The following is an 18,069-nucleotide window of genomic DNA, read 5'->3' as shown; positions in this document are numbered from 1 at the left end:
GAACCGTTGAAACTGTGTTTTGCTTCGATGGGTGTATTTAAACATAGTGTTTAATAATATGCAACACTCTGTTTAATATTTTTGTTTAAAATTTATAAACATTTTGATTATTAAAAGAATTTATTTTTGAAATTTCGAAGGCACAAAAAAACCGCATTTCGGGCGGTTGTGTCGGTTTTGTGTCGTTTCAGGTTCAGCGGGCGTGAAAAAGGCCGCCTGAATTTCAGACGGCCTGAAATTTACACTTTGTGTAAATCGGTAATTTTACAAAGTTAGGCTAATCTGACACGCGCCGGCTTCAGTTTTAATTTGGCGAAATTCCACCAAGTTAAAAACGGGGCAATCAGGCGGAGGCAAAGTTTCTGATGATTGCGTCGTCCTTGTTGCGAGCAAGCTGTATACGTTGCTCCTTCAGATCGCCCAGCACGTCAAGCAATGCCTTTTGTTGTGCCTTGTCTGGATACTCCGGGGGCTCGTAGGCAAACAATATTTCAGAGCGGTCGATGTATCCGCTGCGCCGCAACCATTTTATGCTGGCAATCCACTTATCCGACTTGTGATAGATGTCGGCAGGGTCTTTTTGTCCGAAATATATCGGCTTAATGATTTTCCGTATTTCGCCGTTTTCCGCCTTTTGCACTAAGGGGATGGAGGCGTGAAAGCCTGACGGGTCGCCGATTGTGCTTTCTTTGAAGGGGTATACCGTCTGAAGCGGCTTTAACATTGCCTGTATTTGGCGGGTAAGTTCTGCTTCGGGTTGGCTTTTGGCAAAGCTGTGGGCGACAAAATAATCAAACAGGCGGTTCAGTTCCTGCTCCCTGTCGGAGGCGAGGGTTACGCCCGGTTGGGTGGCCATAATCAGGGCTTCGCGCGGGCGGGTCAGATGGTTGAGCATGGCGCGTATCTGATCGGGCGCGGAGTGTGCCGCCAGTTTTCTAATCCGCTGTAATTCTTCTGCAAAGGTATGGGTTGCCGCTTTATAGACGAACGGCTCGAAGTGGCGGAAAAAACGGCTCAATCTGCTGTAGCGCTGTTCGATTTTAAAGTCGAAGTAGCCGCTTTGAGGGTGGGTTATGATGATGCCGATGTTGGCAAATTCGCGCGTTTGGACATAGGGCATAAACCGTATGACGGCAAAACGCATGGCATATTGGTTCATGAGATGCTCCAAAGTGTTCCGTTATCAATGCGGCGGACGGTTTCGTCGGTATAGCTGCGGTTATAGGCGGCGGGCAGGTCGCGCTCTTCGTTTGCCCATGCCCACTCCAGCGGCAGATTATCACACGCTTTTCTGTAGGCTGGCAATGCGCTTTTCAGCTATAATTCCATCTCTTCCTGAAGCACCCAGTCTTCCAAAACCTGTTTAAATGCCGATGAGAAAATATGATTTTGCAGGAAGTTTTTTGGATTGAAGCCGGTGTCGAAGGCGCAGTTATGGTCGATGACGATCAGGGGATTGTCGCAATTTCTATACAAAAGGTTAGGGTTGCCGATTGTTCTGTCTTCATTGCGGATAAACCAATCGAAGGTGGCGATTTGACGCTGCATAACTATATCGATTCGGGGGATGTCCGCCGGCTCAAGCAATGCGTAGCCTTTTTTGCGTCTGCGAGCCGAAACAGATGCCTTTGCCGATTTCCTTCATCCTTGCGGGTAATTCTTCGTACAGCTCTTCTCCGACTTCCAACAGATCAAACGGGACAACGGGCAAACTTAAAGCCTGCGCTATGTTTCCACCTATCCATTCGTTTATTTGGCTCGCACGGGTGGCATGCAGCCCTTTGACGAAATATTCCAGACTATTCTCCGCCATACAGATGAATGGCGAGGTAATGCCTTGCTCTGCACGGTCCATTATTGTCTGTATCTGCAACATTTCTTTTCCCTATGAAAATTACACTTTGTGTAAATCTGTAAATCCGACTTTTTGAGATTTTCCCAGGGCGGAATTTGTCAATCCAACACGCTCCACCAGAAGACGCGGCCGATAACGGTCAGGCTGTCCAAAGGGGCGGTTTCGTCTGGATAGAACCCGCTGTTGTGGCTGCGAATCAGCACATTGCCGCCGGGCTGCCGTATCAGGTATTTGACGCGGAACATCCCATCTTGTGCGAAAGCATATATTTTGCCGTCGCGTATAGCGGTTTCGCCTGTATCTACCGCGATTGCCGCGTCTTCTGCGATTTTCTCCTCCATGCTGTCGCCGGTTAGGGTGCAGCAGAAGACGTTGTCGGGATTGATGCCTTTGCGTTTGAGCGTGGATTTGCCGAACGGCAGGCGGTAGCCGTTGTAATCTGGAATCTCATACGCGCCGGTTCCCCCTTTAAAACAACTTTCCTTTAGATATGGAACAAACGTGTAGTCATCCTCCGGCAGCAGGTCGTTGCTGCTCCACATCATCGGGCTGTGAATGTCTTTGACTTCATGGGGTAGGCCTGGGTCAATGAGGACGGGCACGGTTCGGCTGCCTTCTCCTGTTCGCAGCCATGTTTCCGATACGCCGAATACTCTTGCTACTTCAGGCAACGCCTTTGCCGCTATACCTCGACTTTCCCAGTTTTTCAACGCCTGCTGGCTGATATTTAGACGCCCTGCTATATCAGCCGGCTTTAAAACTCCCTGCTCTTTGGCTATCTCAAAAAGTCTGTCAGTTGTTTCGTGCATTGTCATTTTTAATCCTATTCGCAGTTGGTTTAATTATTCTCCCATATTTAAACAAAATGTTGTCAAACAAGACTTAATTTTTATCTAAACATAGTGTTTAATATTGGCATTAGATTTAAATATTTGGTTTATTTATGGATAAAAGAGTCAGCGAAGACAAACGCCTGTTGCAATCAATCGGCAGTTACGCGGAGATTGGTCGAATAACGGGGAATAGCCCTCAATGCGTTTTCAATTGGACGAAGCGCGGAATACCTGCACGGATAAAGCTGAAATATCCCGACTTGTTTTTGAACTCAAAGAAATCAGACGATCAACCCAAATAAAAAAGCCCGTCGGGAATGGCGGGTACGAGATTTGGTCGGAGTTGAAAAGGAAAGCCCCACGCAGGAACGTGGGGCAGGGTTGAGGCACGAGGCCTGCAACAAAAGGAGTGAATATGATAGACCAAAAACAGACACAGTGCAAGAAGATAATTAATTGCGCAAAGGTGTATGAAGCACGGTTGAAAGTCTTGGATTATATGCAAGCAGAAGATGTCAAAAAAAACGCAGGAAGCGTTGAATTAAGTGGGCTGAAATTGTGAAACCGCCGCCATGCCGTGTAAGATTTGCTGATACGCTGTATCAGGCGGTGCTGGCAAGCGGCCTGTATTGTCCAATACGCGCTTAATTGTTGCGCCGTCTATCACTTCAAGGGCGAATAAGTCGCCGCCCAGTGTTTTACGCGGATAGATACATGGCGCGTCAATGACAAACAAATCTTCCAGCAAGATGCGCAGCCAGTCCGCCCATGTATGCTCTTTGTCAGGCGACTGAAAGAACGCAATAGCTTCGTCAATCTTTCTGTCTTTGCGCTGCGATTCGTTGTTTGCCGTTGATTCGACATCGCGCTTTTGGATTGTCCATTTTAGGCACTCCATTTGGTCTTTGCGCGTCTCAATAACCAAACGCAGCACATCGTAGTTATCGGCAAGGGCGCGTAATTGTGCAAAGCCTATTGCCTCGCGTTCACGCGGCTTAGAATGCCCGACGTTGTAGAACGGCTCATAGTCGAACCGCCGCCCCTCTGCCTGCTGTGCGACAGGGGCTAAAGGCTCGCCCGCATCAAACCACCCGTCCGCGTTGCCGGTAAAGGCGTAACGGACACCAGCGGCAACGCGGGCAACAAAGCCTTGCGATAATGGTGTCTTTTTACTCATTTGTTTGCCTCAACCTGCGAACGCAGGTAATCAATCATGCCCGTTCGGGTGTCCAATAGCTCACTAAATGCACGGCTCAAACAGTCGATTTGGTCATCGTGCTGACCGTTTGGGAACATCCGCATTTCTGAAATCAGCGCATCTGTATCCCATGTGCCGTCATCCAGCACCATCACATTACCGATGTTGACCTGTGCCGCGAACGGCTCGGCGCGTGTTACCTTGTCGCCCGATTCAGGACTGGCAGATACAGAAAAACCCGCCAATTGACGGGTCAGATATAGTGTTTGCGATTTACCAGCCTGACCAGGGTCTTGCGGAATGGATATTTTTGTTTTCACGCCGTCTTTTTGCGCCGTGTTTTTCAAAATCCTATCCCGTTCATCCGCGCCATACTGACCGCGCACGACGTTGGCGATGATATACCGCCCATCTTCTGTTACGCCAAGCCTGCCGCCTGCTGTATAGTCGCCGTCGTTTGCGGTTGAGGCTAAGTCCCATCCGCGCACCCATCTGATATTACCGGCAGGCAATGCCTTAACAAATCGCAGATTATCAGGCTTGAGCGTACCGCCATCAGGCGGTGCAGGTTTTTGCAAATACTGCCCGGCAAACACATACGGCGCGGCTTGTTCCATTCGGCGCAGTGTTTCAATATCGTGCTTTTCAGGCCATAACGCCGTGCCGTCATCTTGAATCGCTGGTAAGCACAAATGTTCCCATTCTTCGCCGTTGCCGCCGTCAAGCAGCCATCCTGCAATATCGTTTTCATGCAACCTTTGCATAATCACGACAATCGGTGTATCGGGGCTGTTCTTCCGTGATTCCAGCGTATTTTGAAACCAGTCGATAACATTCTGCCGTCTGACCTCGCTTCGTGCTTCGTCTGCCTTGTGCAAATCGTCCAGTATGATTGCGCCGCCGAACCCCTCGCGGTGTTTGCCCGCGCCAAAGCCGGTAATCGTGCCCCCCGTACCTGTTGCGTACATCACGCCGCCGGCAGTTGTTTTCCAGTGATGACTACTCTCGCTTGCAAGTGCTAAATCAGGGAAAATTGCCCGATACTCTTCGTGTTGCACTAAATTCCGAATCTGTACGGAGTTATTGACCGCCAACGTAGCCGAATAGCTCGCATGAATAAATTCACAATCCGGCACGCACCCCATCGCCCACGCGATGAAGTTCACGACCGCGATTTCCGTTTTCGAGTATCGCGGCGGAATATTAATAATCAAGCGTTTTGTTTCGCCGTTGAAAACACGTTCTAGGGCGTTACAGATTAGGGCGTGATGATTCGCTCGCTGCCAAATATAGCCACGTCTTTGATAAAACATCCAGCGTGTAAACATATACAAGCTGCCGTATGATTCCTGGGGTATTTGTCAAAAGCGTGGGTAAGTGGTTTCACACCAACGATGAGAGCTGCACCCAATACATCCTACTGCGCACCATGAAAGAGTTGCCGGTGGGGTTACGCTGGAAAACGATGGAAAACGATTTCGTCCTCATGACCCGCGAGCTACTGGATGAGATGACTACGCAGATGGTATTGGATGAGCAAGCCGACTTTGCCAACGCCGAACGCCATAAAGCCGCCATGTTAAAGGCCGAAAATCTGCTGGAATACGATTATTCGGACGGCTGGACAGCTAACTACGAGCAGCCCGCCGCCGAGCTGGAGGAGGCGTAATCATGAAACCACGATACTACCTAGCTCTCTATAAAGGCCATCGGGGCGGCTCCGGCTGGCGCGTATGGTGTGCTCGAGCCACCGACTGGCTGACCCGCATTCTCACTCGTGACCAATACAGCCTACGGCCTAGTCGAAGGCGGCGGGTACGACTGTATTTCATCTTCCGTGCGCGACGGCGGCGTGCGCGCCAAAACGATGCTGCTGCCCGCTGATAAGTGGGATCTAATCACGTTGCCCGACAGCATCAATGAGCACGGCCAGCTCGACCGCCTATACCGCAATACCGTCAGCCAGCCCTACGACTAGTTCGGTGCCGTCGGCGTGGTATTCAAAACCCGCCAACGCGGCGACAAGTGGTTTTGCTCCGAGTGGTACGCCGCCGCATTGGGGCTGCCCGACTGCTGGCGCTGGTCGCCCAATGACCTTGCCACCATCGTGTCCGTCCTAAAAAGGCAGGCATGAAAAATCCCGCCACGCAGGCGGGGAATAAGAAAGATGAGACGGCGACGCGGCAGGTGCGGGAACACCCGCAGCGAACTGCCCGCCTATCTCGACCTCGTGGCCGAACTGCACCTGCCCGGCTGGGAGTGTTTTGCAGACAGCCAAACCTTTACTGTGAGCAGCACCATCAACTGCAATTCGAGCTACGACGACCACCTGATTTATAAGTTCTGTCGACAAGCGGCAAAGCAGTAGAAAACAAACAGGTCAACGAGTATTCCATTAAAGGCTACTCTGACACCGAAACCAATAAAGAAAACGGCAGCGTGACTGCCAAAGCCGGTATCAAACTCATCGATACACCAAAGACGGTTCAAACGTTGATGTAAATGCCAACCTGAACGTCAACTACGCTGATGAAAACAAAAAAGAATCTACCGCCGTCAAAGGCGATATGAATGCGACCAATGTTGTCATCAACGCCAAAGACTCTGCTGAAATCGCATCCAACATTACTGCCAACAACAACGTCAACATTACCGCAGGCAACGGCGTAACCTTCACCGAGTCAGCCAATACTGCCTCCAACCAAGGTACAGCCGTTAATGTCGGTATCGGCGCTGGTACGACAATCAATGTTGAAACCGGTGTTGCCGTTCCTCACGTCAATGGCTCTGTCGGCGTCAACAAAACCGATAACGCTTCTTCTACCGCCACAGGCGCGAATGTAGCGGCTGGCAATGACATTAAAATCAATGCCAACAACGGTGACGTCAACCTGCACGGTACCAACCTGGTATCCAACAACTCCGTTGAAGTAGAAGGCAACAAAGTCAATACTTCCGGCGCAATCAGCAGCGTTAACGAAAAAAACCTGACCGTCAATGTCAACGGCAGCTACGCTTCAGGCAAACCTGACGGCGGCATCAACGCCAAAGGTAAAAACGAAGCCAACGTAACCAATACGGCAAACACCATCCAAAACGACAATGTTGTTATTACTACCGGCTCTCCAACCGGTTTGAGCGTCAACAATACGACCATTAACGGTAATAATGTTGCGTACTACTATGACGACAGTAAAGCTCCTGCGGCGAACCGTTATACCTATCGTCCTCGCCAACCAAGCTACGCCAAACGCCGTTTGCGCTACTAAGATGCGCTATTGAAGTCATTTAATAGCCCTTAAGACATGCCGTCTGAAAACAGAAAGTTTTCAGACGGCATTTCTATCATCAATGCAAAACAACACACTATCTCTGTTATGATAATGCCTCGCTAATATTATTCCGTTCCAACCATGTCTTCCGCCCTTCCTTTTGACGCGCTCACACTTTCCATCGACGGCACCAACCTCATCGAAGCTTCTGCCGGTACGGGTAAAACCTACGGCATTGCCGCACTCTTTACCCGACTGATTGTTTTAGAAAAAAAAGACATCGAGAAAATTTTGGTCGTTACCTTTACTAAAGCGGCGACGGCAGAACTGAAAACCCGTTTGCGCGCGCGTTTGGACGAAGTGTTGCAGGTTTTGAACGAAATTCAAACCTTGGGCGGCGAGCCGGAACATATTTCAGACGGCCTGAACACATATTACGAAAAAGAGAAAAAATCTCCCGATGACTTTCTCAATCGTTTGATTCCTTTGGCTTTAGGTGAGCAAGACGGACAGGAAAGCTGCCATCGCCTGATTCTCCGCCTCAAAGCCGCGCTGAGCCAGTTTGACAACGCATCGATTTACACCATCCACGGCTTCTGTCAGCGCGTCTTGCGCGATTACGCGTTTTTGTGCGGCGCACCTTTGGATGTCGAGCTGTCGGATGACTCGCGCGAGAGGCTGCTGATTCCTGCGCAGGATTTTTGGCGGCAGAAAGTGGCAACCAATGCCACATTGGCACAATTGGTTTTTGACCGGAAATGCACGCCTGAAGAAATGCTTGCCGAAATCAAAAGCTATACCGGCCGCCCCTATCTGAAATTCAGACGGCCTGAAGGCAGTTTGAAAGAAGCCCAAGCCAACCTTCAAGAAACATGGCAAAAAGTTTGCGGCCAGTTGGAAGACTTGGAAAAAGCGTTTTGGGCAATCTTTCCCAAACTTAATGGCCAGACCTACAAAAGAAATACCTTTGAAAATGTTTTTACCGATTTAAAAACAAACGCCGAATCCAGCCGCCTACCCCGCCTGAGCAAACAAACGCTAGGAAAACTAAACCATTTCAGTATCGATACACTCAACAGCAAACTGAAAAAAGAATATAAAGCCGATGCCGATGCGCCGGAAATTATTCAGCTGCAAGTCTTAGCCAATCTGGGCCGTGATTTGCAGGCAATGGAAAGCGCGGAAGAAGCGGTCTTCATCTGCCTGCAACTTGACCTCCTTTCCTACATCAACCAATCTATTGCCGAACAAAAAAAATCACGCCGCGAGCGCGTGTTTGACGATTTGCTGCTGGATGTCCATCAGGCATTGACTACCAATGAACACGGCAACGCATTGGCAAAAGCGGCGGCGGCAAACTGGGAAATCGCGCTGATTGACGAATTCCAAGATACCGACCCGTTGCAATACGAAATTTTCCGCCAAATTTTTATCGAACAAGGCTGCCCGCTGTTTCTCGTTGGCGACCCCAAGCAGGCTATTTACAGCTTTCGCGGTGCGGACATTTACGCCTATCTGCAAGCCGCGCAAGATGCGGACAGGCATTACACCCTCGCCGTCAACTACCGCAGCCATGCCAAGCTGATTAACGGCATCAGTGCCTTGTTCAAACAAAAAAAACATCCCTTTGTGTTGGAAAACATCGATTACAGCGATGTCTCCGCCAGCCGTGCCGAAAGCCGGCTGTCGCCACACCGCCCCGCCATCCAAGTGCGCTGGCTCAATACGGACGACCAAACCGGTAAAGATATTTTGCGTGGCCGTGCCGCCGAATATTGCGCCGATGAAATTGCCTTTGCGCTCAATGAAGCAGCCGAAGGCCGTCTGAACTTCAAAGGCCGCGCGCTGGAATCCGGCGATATTGCCGTCTTGGTGCGCACCAACAACGAAGCGGCGATGATTGCCGGAAAACTGAAACAGCGCCGTATCCAAAGCGTGTTGCTGTCGCGCCAGTCCGTTTTCGATTCTGCCGAGGCCGACTCGCTGTCCGCGCTGATCGGCTTTTGGCTCAACCCAAGGCAAACCGACTGGCTGCGCTTTGTCTTGACCGGCGTTTTGTTCGGCTATACCGCTAAAGAAATTTACGAACTCAACCACAACGAACACCAGCTGCTGAAATGGCTGGAGTCGTCTGCCGAAGCCATGGAAAAATGGCGGAAAGGCGGCATTTTTGCCGCCGTGCAGCAGTTTGCCGCCCTACATGATATCGAAACACGCCTGCTCAAAGGTGGCAACGAGCGTAGCCTGACCAACTACTACCAAATTCTGGAGCTTTTGGCCGAAGAAGACAGCCAAAGCCGTAACCCTGCCGCCCTACATAAATGGCTGAACGAACAAATCAGCCGTGCGCGCAGCGGCCATTTCCCGTCAGACGCACAAACCATCCGTCTTGAAAGCGACGAAAAACTGGTCAAAATCGTTACCATGCACGCGTCGAAAGGTTTGCAATATCCTTTGGTGTACTGCCCCTTCGCATGGGATACCAAAGACAATTCCAAAGAAAACTGGAAAATCCTGCATACCGAAAACCATGAAACTGAGCTGCTGGCAACATCGCAAACCTCGGAAGCAGAACTAAGCCACCTTACCGATGAAAAGACGGCAGAAGATTTACGCCTGCTCTATGTCGCCCTTACCCGCGCCGAAGAACAGCTCAACATCTACGCCGCCGCCAACAAAAACTGTACGCCAAACAATCCTTTTGCCTATCTGCTCGAAGGTTTGCCGGATGCCGACCGCGAAAGTGTCAGCCAAAGCTATAAAAGCACGACAGATGTTGTGGAAATGCTCAAGCTCAACTGGCAACGCTTTATCACAAACGCACCTGAAAATACGGAGTTTTCCTTCACGGAAGAAGCCCCGCTGGAAACCGTCTACCAATACAGCCGTCAGCAAGACCAAGCTTTTAGCGCTCATAGCATTAAACGCCGCGATTTTGACTTTATCCGCCACACCAGCTTTACCGGTTTGAGCAGGCACACCAAGTCAACCGACGAACAACACGAGCCTTTGCAACCTGCCATCGATCCGGCAGAAAGCGCAGACCGTGCCATGCCGTTTGAAAACCTGCCGTCCCCGCTTTCAGACGGCCTCGACATCCACCATTTTCCCCGCGGCACCAATGCCGGTGTATGTTTGCATGAAATGTTGGAAAAACTCGACTTCGCCGCCTCTGCCGAGAGCCAATCCGAAATGATTGCCGAAGTTTTGCAACGCCACAGCTTTGAAGAAAAATGGCTGCCGACGGTAAGCGCCATGCTCGACACCTGCCGCCTTACGCCTTTAATCGGCGAGAGCCTGTCGCAGATTCCGCCAACCCGACGCCTGCCCGAAATGGGGTTTACCCTGTACATGGACGATTTCAAACTGGACAACTTGCGCCGTTGGTTTGCCTCAAGCGAAGCAAACCTGCCGACCGAATGCGTCCAAGCCGCGCAACTGCTTGATTTCCATGATTTGCAAGGCTATTTAAACGGCTTTATCGATATGGTTTGTCAAGATTCAGACGGCAATGTCGTTTTAATCGACTACAAATCCAACCATTTGGGCAACGATACAAGCGCGTACACGCAACAAGCGATGAACGAAGCCGTGGCGCATCATCACTACTACCTGCAAGCCCTGATCTACGCCGTTGCCATTGCGCGCTACTATGCCCTGCGCGGCAAGCCGTTGACCAAAATCGCCATCCGCTACCTCTTCCTACGCGGCATGGACAGCTCGGAACGAGGCATTTGGAAATGGGACATCGATACCGCCCTGCTTTCCACTTTCGTTGAACGAAAAACAAATTCTTGATAAATCATTTTGTTAAACCGTCAAAAAGGCCGTCTGAAACGTTTTCAGACGGCCTGTTTAAACGGCTGCCGATATGGTTATGGAACAATATTGTCCTGCGCCCTATCTTCAAACGGAAAACATGCTTTTCTATTTCTTTATAACCAAAGCGTCTGCTGCTGGTTTTTCGGCAACAAATGACTCACTCCGATACCGATCAGGCGGAAGGCGTCTTCGCGTTGCGGCGGTATGCGTTGCAGCAAAGTATGCACCGCCTGAAGCAGCGAGGCGCTGTCGGGAAGGACGGAAGAATACGTCAACGAACGCGTGATAATGCGGAAATCGTGGGTTTTGAGTTTGAGGGTAACGCCTTTGGCTTCGACGTTTTTGCGTTCGATCTGCCGCCAGAGGTCTTCGGCAAGATGCGGCAAATGGCTTGAAGCCTGCGCCAAAGACAAATCTTCGGGCAAGGTGATTTCGGTTGAGATTTGCAGGCGTTCGCGTTCGGCTTTGACCGGCCGCTCGTCGATACCGCGTGCCAAATCGTAAAGGCGGTAGCCGTAACGGCCGAAATGGTTTAAAAGTTCGCCGCGCTCAAAACGGCGTAAATCGCCGGCGGTCTGCATACCGAGGGTATTCATCTTTTTCAGCGTGACTTTGCCGACACCGGGAATCTTACCCAACGGCAGGCTCTCCAAAAACACCATGATTTTTTGCGGCGGCAGCACAAACTGCCCGTTCGGCTTGCGCCAGTCGGACGCGATTTTTGCCAAAAACTTATTGGGCGCGATGCCTGCGGAGGCTGTCAAACCGGTTTCTTCAAAAATCTCGGCACGAATGCGTTTGGCTACCTCGCTGGCGTACGGGATATTTTCAAAATTTCGGGTAACATCCAAATAGGCTTCATCCAAAGACAAAGGTTCGATCAAATCGGTATAACGCCGAAACACGGCATGAATCTGCGCCGAAACTTGGCGGTACAAATCAAAATGCGGCGGCACAAACACCGCCTGAGGACACAGCCTTTTCGCCGTCGCCACCGACATGGCCGAGTGCAAACCGAATTTGCGTGCTTCATAAGAAGCGGCACAAATGACCGACCGCGTACCGTCCCACGCCACAACGACGGGCAGCCCTTTCAGGTGCGGCTGCTCGCGCAGTTCTACCGAAGCGTAGAATGCGTCCATATCGATATGGATGATTTTGCGTTGGGACATGGGAAAAGGTGGATAAGAAAAAGGCTTATTGTAACAAAAGGCCGTCTGAAGTTTCAGACGGCCTCTATGTTTAAGCCTTATTTTTTACTGGAAAGCTGGTCAAATAATCCGCCGTCGGCAAAGAATTTTTTCATGATTTCTTCCCACGATCCAAATTTCTCATTCGGATTAAATGTCTCAATTTCAGGGAAATCGGCTTTGTGTTTCGCCAATACTTCGGCATTGCGCGGACGCAGATAAAGATTGGCGGCCAACTCTTGGGCCTGTTCGCTCCAGAGGTTTTGCAGATAGGCTTCGGCAGCGGCGCGTGTTCCTTTTTTATCGACTACGCTGTCCACGACGGCAACCGGCGCTTCGGAAAGAATGGTGTAGCTTGGGTAGACAATTTCAAACTGGTCTTGGGTCAGCTTTTTGCTGACGTAGTTGGCCTCATTTTCAAAGGTAACCAAGACATCGCCGATATTGCGTTGACTGAAGGTCGTCGTCGCCGCGCGGCCGCCGTTTTCAAACACAGGTGTGTTTTTCAGCAATGCAGCCACAAAATCTTTGGTTTTGCCTTCATCGCCGTTATTCACTTTCAAACCATAACCGTACGCACCCAAAAAGGCGTAGCGGCCGTTGCCGGTGGTTTTCGGGTTGGCCAAAACGATTTGCACGCCGTCTTTGGCCAAATCGCCCCAGTCTTGGATGTGTTTCGGATTACCTTTGCGTACCAAGAAAACGACGTTGCTGGTATACGGCACGGCATTGTCCGGCAGGCGCGTGTTCCAATCGGCTTTGACCAAACCTTTTTTCACCAAAAGCTCGATATCGGAAGTCTGGTTCATGGTCACCACATCGGCAGCCAAACCATTAGCGACAGCCAGAGCCTGCTTGCTGGAGCCGCCGTGCGACTGTTGGACTTCAACCAACTGTCCGCCGTTTTTTGCGGCAAACTCTTTGACAAATAAAGGATTGTATTCTTTATAAAAATCGCGGGCGACATCGTAGGAGACGTTCAGCAATTTGACTTCTCCTCCCTTACCTCCGGCAGCTTGAGAAGCATTGTCGGCGGATTGTTCGGCTTTTGGCGAGCACGCGCTCAAAGCCAGTGCGGCGGTCAAAGCGGCAAAAGAAAGCGTACGGATATTCATGGTCGACTCCTGTTGAAAATATGGGAGCACTTTATCGGGATTGGATGCAAACTGGAAATAATGTTTGCTTTCGCGTTTATCAGTTTTGGTTATATACAATCCGTGCGGAAGTCGGGAAAAAATGCCCACACAGATAAGCATTACGATAAATTATATATACATCAATCAGATAAAGATTAAAGCAGCTATTTATACAAGATAAACATACGTTGCAAACAGCATGACCCAATACGTCAGGCCGTCTGAAAATCCAATATAAATAATTATTTATAATTAAAAAATCTAATCCTTTTTATTTACAAAAAATGCAAATAAGAGTAATGTTTCTACTCGCCAAAATACAAGGCCTTTCATTCAACAACAAAATGGAGTGTAGAAACTATGAAACAATGGATGCTTTTAGGATTGCTGGGATTAGGCGCAGTGGCGCAGGCGCACGATGTTTGGGTGGCCGCACCGACACATCAACCTGCCGGCCAAATCCTGCATGCGGATTTGGGTTACAGCCATGACTTCCCCAATGTCGAAAAAATCGCCGATGACCGCGTGCATATTTTCAAACCACTGCAATTGACCGGCAGCTCAAAGAAAACCGTTGATTTGGTAAATAAAGGCGAAAACTATCAATACGTTTCCAAAGCCGCTTTGCCTGAAGGTTCTTACTGGGTCAGCGCAACCTACAAACCGACTTTCTGGTCGAAAAACCAAGACGGCTGGAAACAGCAAAACTTGAAACAGCTGGCCGGCGCCACCTATTGCGAACAGGCGCAAATGTTCGGCAAAAGCTTTGTCCAAGTGGGCAATGGCGCAGTTGATGAAGCTGTATTGACCCGCCCTATCGGCCAAGAGCTGGAACTGGTTCCGCTGAAAAATCCGAACGAAGTCAAAGCGGGCGGTATTTTGCCGGTCAAAGTCCTGTACAAAGGCGAGCCTTTGGTTAAAGCCACCGTTACCGCCAGCTCGGACACTTTGGCCGAAATGGACTTGGAATCGACCCACGACCACCGCGAGCCTCAAGGCTTCTCCGGCAAAACCGATAAAAACGGCGTGGTCAATGTGATTATGTTGATTGATGGTTTGTGGAAAATCAAAGTGGTAAACGAGACCGATTACAGCGATAAAAGCGTATGTCAACAAGACAACGCTTACGCAACGCTGATCGTACCTGTCGGTACCAAACGCGCGGCTGCACGCCATGCCCTCCATCATCAACACTAACAGCCATTAACAAAAGGCCGTCTGAACTTTCAGACGGCCTTAATTTATTCCCATTCATAACCCAAATTTCTAAAAAAACGGGAGTATGTTTCCAATCTATCCTCATTCAATTGGGCAAACCGGACACGATTGCAGCCGGTCAAGACCACATTTCCCATCCAGTGCGCCCCAAAGACACGCTCTAAAGGGACATTCCTCATTTGATTGATAAACGGTACTTCTAAAGAAAATTGCGTAGCAATATTCGGAGGCGCAAATTTCAAACCCAAGTCCTGCAATCTATAACGGTGTTGCGCCGTCAAAAACATATCCTCGTGGTGCAGCCGCACCAGCCATTCCATACCGGCAATTTTTCCGTCTTTCGGCGGCAAAGGCGGCCGGATTTCTACATTTAAGCCCAGTTGCCGCGGCATGGTTAAAAGCCGCTTGCTGCGCAGGCTGAAACCGCCGTTCTGCGGCTCGTCCAAATTCGGGGAAGTCTGAATCAGATGCTGTTTGGCCAAATATTGGTCGGTCCCCTTCAGGAAAAACTGCCCGTCGGCTTCGGTTTCCAACAAAATCGGCAAAGGTGCGCCGATATAGTCATATTCCCGATAGGCATCCTGCCAGTTTTGACCGTTCAACACCCAACCGTCATTTTGAACAATCAAACAATAATCAGTATCGATGTAATACATCAGTTGGTACAAAACAAACAGATTGTATTCCAGATAACCGAATTTCCGGCAAGGCTGATGTCGGATATTTTCCGGCAAACCTTGCGGACAGCTCGGGCTGATCAGCAATCCACGGCTGCCGGGCAATTCGGCACAGCTACGGATAATGGCATACATCGTGCCCCCGGTATAAGAATCTGCGCCGGTAATACCAACCACGGTAATGTCAGTAAAACTCATTAATATATTCCCCTGTTTCAGACGGCCTTTGAGTTATTTACGACGCCTTATTGCAGATATCTTTCAAGCGATACAAGGCATCCAAGGCTTCGCGCGGCGTGAGGTTGTCGGGCTGAATTTGCGCCAACGCTTCAGCCAATTCATTGTTCTGCAAATTATCAACAGGCTCAACTTCTTGTTCTTTCCCTTCCTCTTCAGCCCCATTTTCAGACGACATGGCACTGAAAATATCCAACTGCGGACGGTTGGCGGCGGCTTGGTTTTCCAAATCGTTTAAATGCTTTTGAGCCGCTTTCAAAGCGCGGTTGGGCAGACCTGCGAGTTTGGCGACGGCGATGCCGTAGCTTTTGCTGGCGGGGCCGGGTTCGATGTGGTGGAGGAAGACGATGTCTTGTCCTTGTTCGAGCGCGGAAAGGTGCATATTGACTGCCGTTGCGTGGGCTTCGGGCAGTTTGGTCAGCTCGAAATAGTGGGTGGCGAAGAGGCTGAAGGATTTGTTTTTTTGCAGCAGGTGTTCGGCGATGGCGTGCGCGAGGGCGAGGCCGTCAAAAGTCGAAGTACCGCGTCCGACTTCGTCCATGAGGACGAGGGATTGGTCGGTGGCGTGGTGGAGGATGTAGGCGGTTTCGCTCATTTCGACCATGAAGGTGGAGCGGTTGGAGGCGAGGTCGTCGGAGGCGCCGATGCGGGTGAAGATTTGGTCGATGGGTCCGATTTGGGCGGCATCGGCGGGGACGAAGCTGCCGGTGTGCGCCATGAGGACGATGTGGGCGACTTGGCGCATGTAGGTGGATTTGCCGCCCATGTTGGGGCCGGTCAGGAGCATGAGGCGGTGTTTGTGGTCGAGGCGGGTGTGGTTGGCGGTGAAGTGGCGCACTTGTTGCTCGACGACGGGATGGCGGCCGTTTTCGATATGGATGACGGGGTAGTCGGCGAACTCGGGGCAGACGAAGCCGCGTTCGGCGGCGGTGGCGGCGAAGGTGGAGAGTACGTCGAGGGCGGCAGCGGCTTTGGCGGCTTTTTGAAGCTGGGGAAGGGTCGTCTGAATGTCTTTGAGGAGGGCTTCAAACAGGCGTTTTTCCAATGCCAATGCCTGCTCTTGCGCGGTCAGGACTTTGTCTTCGAAGGTTTTGAGTTCGGGGGTGATGAAGCGTTCGGCGTTTTTCAGGGTCTGGCGGCGTTGGTAGTCGGCGGGGGCTTGTTCGGCCTGGACTTTGGATAGCTCGATGTAGAAGCCGTGGACGCGGTTGAACTCGACTTTGAGGGTGGAAAGGCCGGTGCGTTCGCGTTCGCGCGCTTCGAGGTCGAGCAGGAATTCGTCGCCGTGGTTTTGGATGTGGCGCAACTCGTCAAGTTCCGCGCAATAACCTTGGTTGATGACGCCGCCGTCTTTGAGCCAGACGGCGGGTTCGGGCATTACAGCGGCTTTGAGGGTTTCGGCGACGGGCAGGGTTTCGGGGAAAACGGCTTTGAGGGTTTCTAAGAGACTACTGCCCTCGGCGGACAATTCGATTTCAGACAGGGCAAACAGGCTGTCGCGCAGGGCTGCGAGGTCGCGCGGGCGGGCGTTGCCGACGGCGATGCGGGCGGCGATGCGTTCGATGTCCGCGATGTTTTTCAGACGACCTTGCAGGGCTTCGTATTGCGAACCCAGCGCGGCAACGGCTTCTTGGCGGGCGCGGATGTGGGCGCGGCTGCGTAAGGGGTGGTGCAGCCAGAGTGCCAAGAGGCGGCTGCCCATGTGGGTGGCGCAGCTGTCGAGTATGGAAAACAGGGTTGGCGATTTTTTGCCGGAGAGGGTTTGCGTGATTTCGAGATTGCGGCGCGTGGCGGCGTCCATGCCGATATATTGGCTGTCGGTTTCGAGCGAAATGCCGTCCAAGTGTTGCGGCATCAGGTTTTGCGTCAGGCGGATGTAGTTCAACAGTGCGCCCGCCGCGCCGACGGCGGCTTCGTGTTCCTTGCCGTCCAAACCGAAGCCGTGCAGGTCTTGGCAGCCGAAGTATTCGGTCAACAATTTCGCGCCCGCATCGGCGGCAAACTGCCATGAGTTCAGGCGCGTAATGTTGGCGGAGGTCGTCTGAAAACCATCAGGCAGGCTTTTGCCTTCGGGCAACAGGATTTCCGCCGCCTGCAAACGCGCCAGCTCGTCGGCGAGTTTGTCCGCCGTCGTCAGCTTGGTTTTGAATTCGCCGCTTTGCAAAGAAGCCCACGCGATGGCGATGTGTTTTTTATCCGCGTTCACCGCCACGATGCGGTTGGTTTCCTTGTCTTCCAGAAACGCCGCGTCGGTCAGCGTGCCAGGCGTTACGATGCGCACGACTTTGCGCTCCACCGGCCCTTTGCCCGCGCCGACTTCGCCCATCTGCTCACACACTGCCACGCTTTTGCCCATCTTCACCAGCCGCGCCAAATACTGCTCCGCCGCGTGAAACGGCACGCCCGCCATCTTAATCGGTACGCCGTCCATCTGCCCGCGCGTGGTCAGGGTGATGTCCAGCAGCTTTGCCGCCTCCACCGCATCATCCAGAAACAACTCGTAAAAGTCGCCCATACGGTAAAACACCAGCTTGTCGGCGTGTTGCGATTTGATGGCTAGATACTGCTGCATCATCGGGGAAACGGTGGGTTTGGACATGGAAAAGCCTTAGGAACGCAAAAGCGTTATTG

General features: G+C 51.3%; 17 protein-coding genes. 6 read left to right on the top strand and 11 right to left on the bottom strand.

Annotated elements, in window-relative coordinates; translation table 11 throughout:
- Positions 1-343 precede the first annotated feature (343 nt).
- The 7 genes from ACTHSP_RS00185 to terL all read right to left on the bottom strand — a co-directional run bounded on the left by ACTHSP_RS00185 (position 344) and on the right by terL (position 5,214).
- Positions 344-1,159 (bottom strand): DUF3037 domain-containing protein, encoded by an 816-nt coding sequence (locus ACTHSP_RS00185; protein ID WP_440345388.1) that lies wholly within the window; start codon positions 1,157-1,159, stop codon positions 344-346.
- On the bottom strand, positions 1,156-1,305 hold the full coding sequence (locus ACTHSP_RS00180) for a hypothetical protein (protein ID WP_003684959.1): 150 nt from the start codon (positions 1,303-1,305) through the stop codon (positions 1,156-1,158). The genes ACTHSP_RS00185 and ACTHSP_RS00180 overlap by 4 nt, the downstream gene beginning before the upstream one ends.
- A 12-nt stretch (positions 1,306-1,317) precedes the next feature.
- On the bottom strand, positions 1,318-1,587 hold the full coding sequence (locus tag ACTHSP_RS00175) for a HipA family kinase (RefSeq protein ID WP_308862632.1): 270 nt from the start codon (positions 1,585-1,587) through the stop codon (positions 1,318-1,320).
- Positions 1,580-1,876: a HipA family kinase gene (locus tag ACTHSP_RS00170; protein ID WP_244285031.1), complete on the bottom strand. Its 297-nt coding sequence runs from the start codon at positions 1,874-1,876 to the stop codon at positions 1,580-1,582. The genes ACTHSP_RS00175 and ACTHSP_RS00170 overlap by 8 nt, the downstream gene beginning before the upstream one ends.
- A 77-nt stretch (positions 1,877-1,953) precedes the next feature.
- The gene (locus tag ACTHSP_RS00165; protein ID WP_049351389.1) at positions 1,954-2,670 is read right to left on the bottom strand and encodes a LexA family transcriptional regulator; all 717 of its coding nucleotides are present in this window, start codon (positions 2,668-2,670) and stop codon (positions 1,954-1,956) included.
- 559 nt (positions 2,671-3,229) lie between these two features.
- On the bottom strand, positions 3,230-3,865 hold the full coding sequence (locus ACTHSP_RS00160) for a hypothetical protein (protein ID WP_440345387.1): 636 nt from the start codon (positions 3,863-3,865) through the stop codon (positions 3,230-3,232).
- The gene (terL, locus tag ACTHSP_RS00155; protein WP_440345386.1) at positions 3,862-5,214 is read right to left on the bottom strand and encodes a phage terminase large subunit; all 1,353 of its coding nucleotides are present in this window, start codon (positions 5,212-5,214) and stop codon (positions 3,862-3,864) included. The genes ACTHSP_RS00160 and terL overlap by 4 nt, the downstream gene beginning before the upstream one ends.
- A 14-nt stretch (positions 5,215-5,228) precedes the next feature.
- Between terL and ACTHSP_RS00150 the strand changes: the two genes are divergently transcribed.
- The 5 genes from ACTHSP_RS00150 (at position 5,229) to recB (ending at position 10,956) form a co-directional block, all read left to right on the top strand.
- Positions 5,229-5,555, top strand: a complete 327-nt coding sequence (locus tag ACTHSP_RS00150; protein ID WP_440345385.1) for a DUF4376 domain-containing protein — start codon at positions 5,229-5,231, stop codon at positions 5,553-5,555.
- 2 nt (positions 5,556-5,557) lie between these two features.
- Positions 5,558-5,770, top strand: a complete 213-nt coding sequence (locus ACTHSP_RS00145) for a hypothetical protein (protein ID WP_440345384.1) — start codon at positions 5,558-5,560, stop codon at positions 5,768-5,770.
- A gap of 109 nt (positions 5,771-5,879) precedes the next feature.
- Complete coding sequence (locus tag ACTHSP_RS00140) at positions 5,880-6,020, top strand: hypothetical protein (protein WP_308111178.1); 141 nt, start codon at positions 5,880-5,882, stop codon at positions 6,018-6,020.
- Between the two features lie 433 nt (positions 6,021-6,453).
- Positions 6,454-7,155: a hemagglutinin repeat-containing protein gene (locus ACTHSP_RS00135; protein WP_440345383.1), complete on the top strand. Its 702-nt coding sequence runs from the start codon at positions 6,454-6,456 to the stop codon at positions 7,153-7,155.
- Positions 7,156-7,299: 144 nt separating this feature from the next.
- Positions 7,300-10,956: an exodeoxyribonuclease V subunit beta gene (recB, locus tag ACTHSP_RS00130; RefSeq protein WP_440345382.1), complete on the top strand. Its 3,657-nt coding sequence runs from the start codon at positions 7,300-7,302 to the stop codon at positions 10,954-10,956.
- A 137-nt stretch (positions 10,957-11,093) separates the two neighbouring features.
- Here the strand turns inward: recB and dinB are convergent, their stop codons facing one another.
- Positions 11,094-12,152 (bottom strand): DNA polymerase IV, encoded by a 1,059-nt coding sequence (gene dinB / locus ACTHSP_RS00125; protein WP_440345381.1) that lies wholly within the window; start codon positions 12,150-12,152, stop codon positions 11,094-11,096.
- 77 nt (positions 12,153-12,229) lie between these two features.
- Positions 12,230-13,279 carry a sulfate ABC transporter substrate-binding protein gene (locus ACTHSP_RS00120; protein WP_210398841.1) on the bottom strand — a complete coding sequence of 350 codons (1,050 nt, stop codon included), beginning with the start codon at positions 13,277-13,279 and terminating at the stop codon, positions 12,230-12,232.
- A 387-nt stretch (positions 13,280-13,666) separates the two neighbouring features.
- On the opposite strand from ACTHSP_RS00120, the gene ACTHSP_RS00115 reads away from it, so the two are divergent.
- Positions 13,667-14,503, top strand: a complete 837-nt coding sequence (locus tag ACTHSP_RS00115) for a DUF4198 domain-containing protein (RefSeq protein WP_049351394.1) — start codon at positions 13,667-13,669, stop codon at positions 14,501-14,503.
- 44 nt (positions 14,504-14,547) lie between these two features.
- Here the strand turns inward: ACTHSP_RS00115 and ACTHSP_RS00110 are convergent, their stop codons facing one another.
- Both ACTHSP_RS00110 and mutS read right to left on the bottom strand, forming a co-directional pair.
- Positions 14,548-15,399, bottom strand: coding sequence for a DUF5672 family protein (locus tag ACTHSP_RS00110; RefSeq protein ID WP_049329715.1), 852 nt, complete (start codon positions 15,397-15,399; stop codon positions 14,548-14,550).
- A 37-nt stretch (positions 15,400-15,436) separates the two neighbouring features.
- Positions 15,437-18,037 (bottom strand): DNA mismatch repair protein MutS, encoded by a 2,601-nt coding sequence (gene mutS, locus ACTHSP_RS00105; RefSeq protein ID WP_440345380.1) that lies wholly within the window; start codon positions 18,035-18,037, stop codon positions 15,437-15,439.
- Between the last annotated feature and the right edge of the window lie 32 nt (positions 18,038-18,069).

This window comes from Neisseria sp. P0001.S005 (assembly GCF_051963715.1).
The sequence above is the reverse complement of the archived record's forward strand: the minus strand, read 5'-3'. Positions and strand labels throughout refer to the sequence as shown.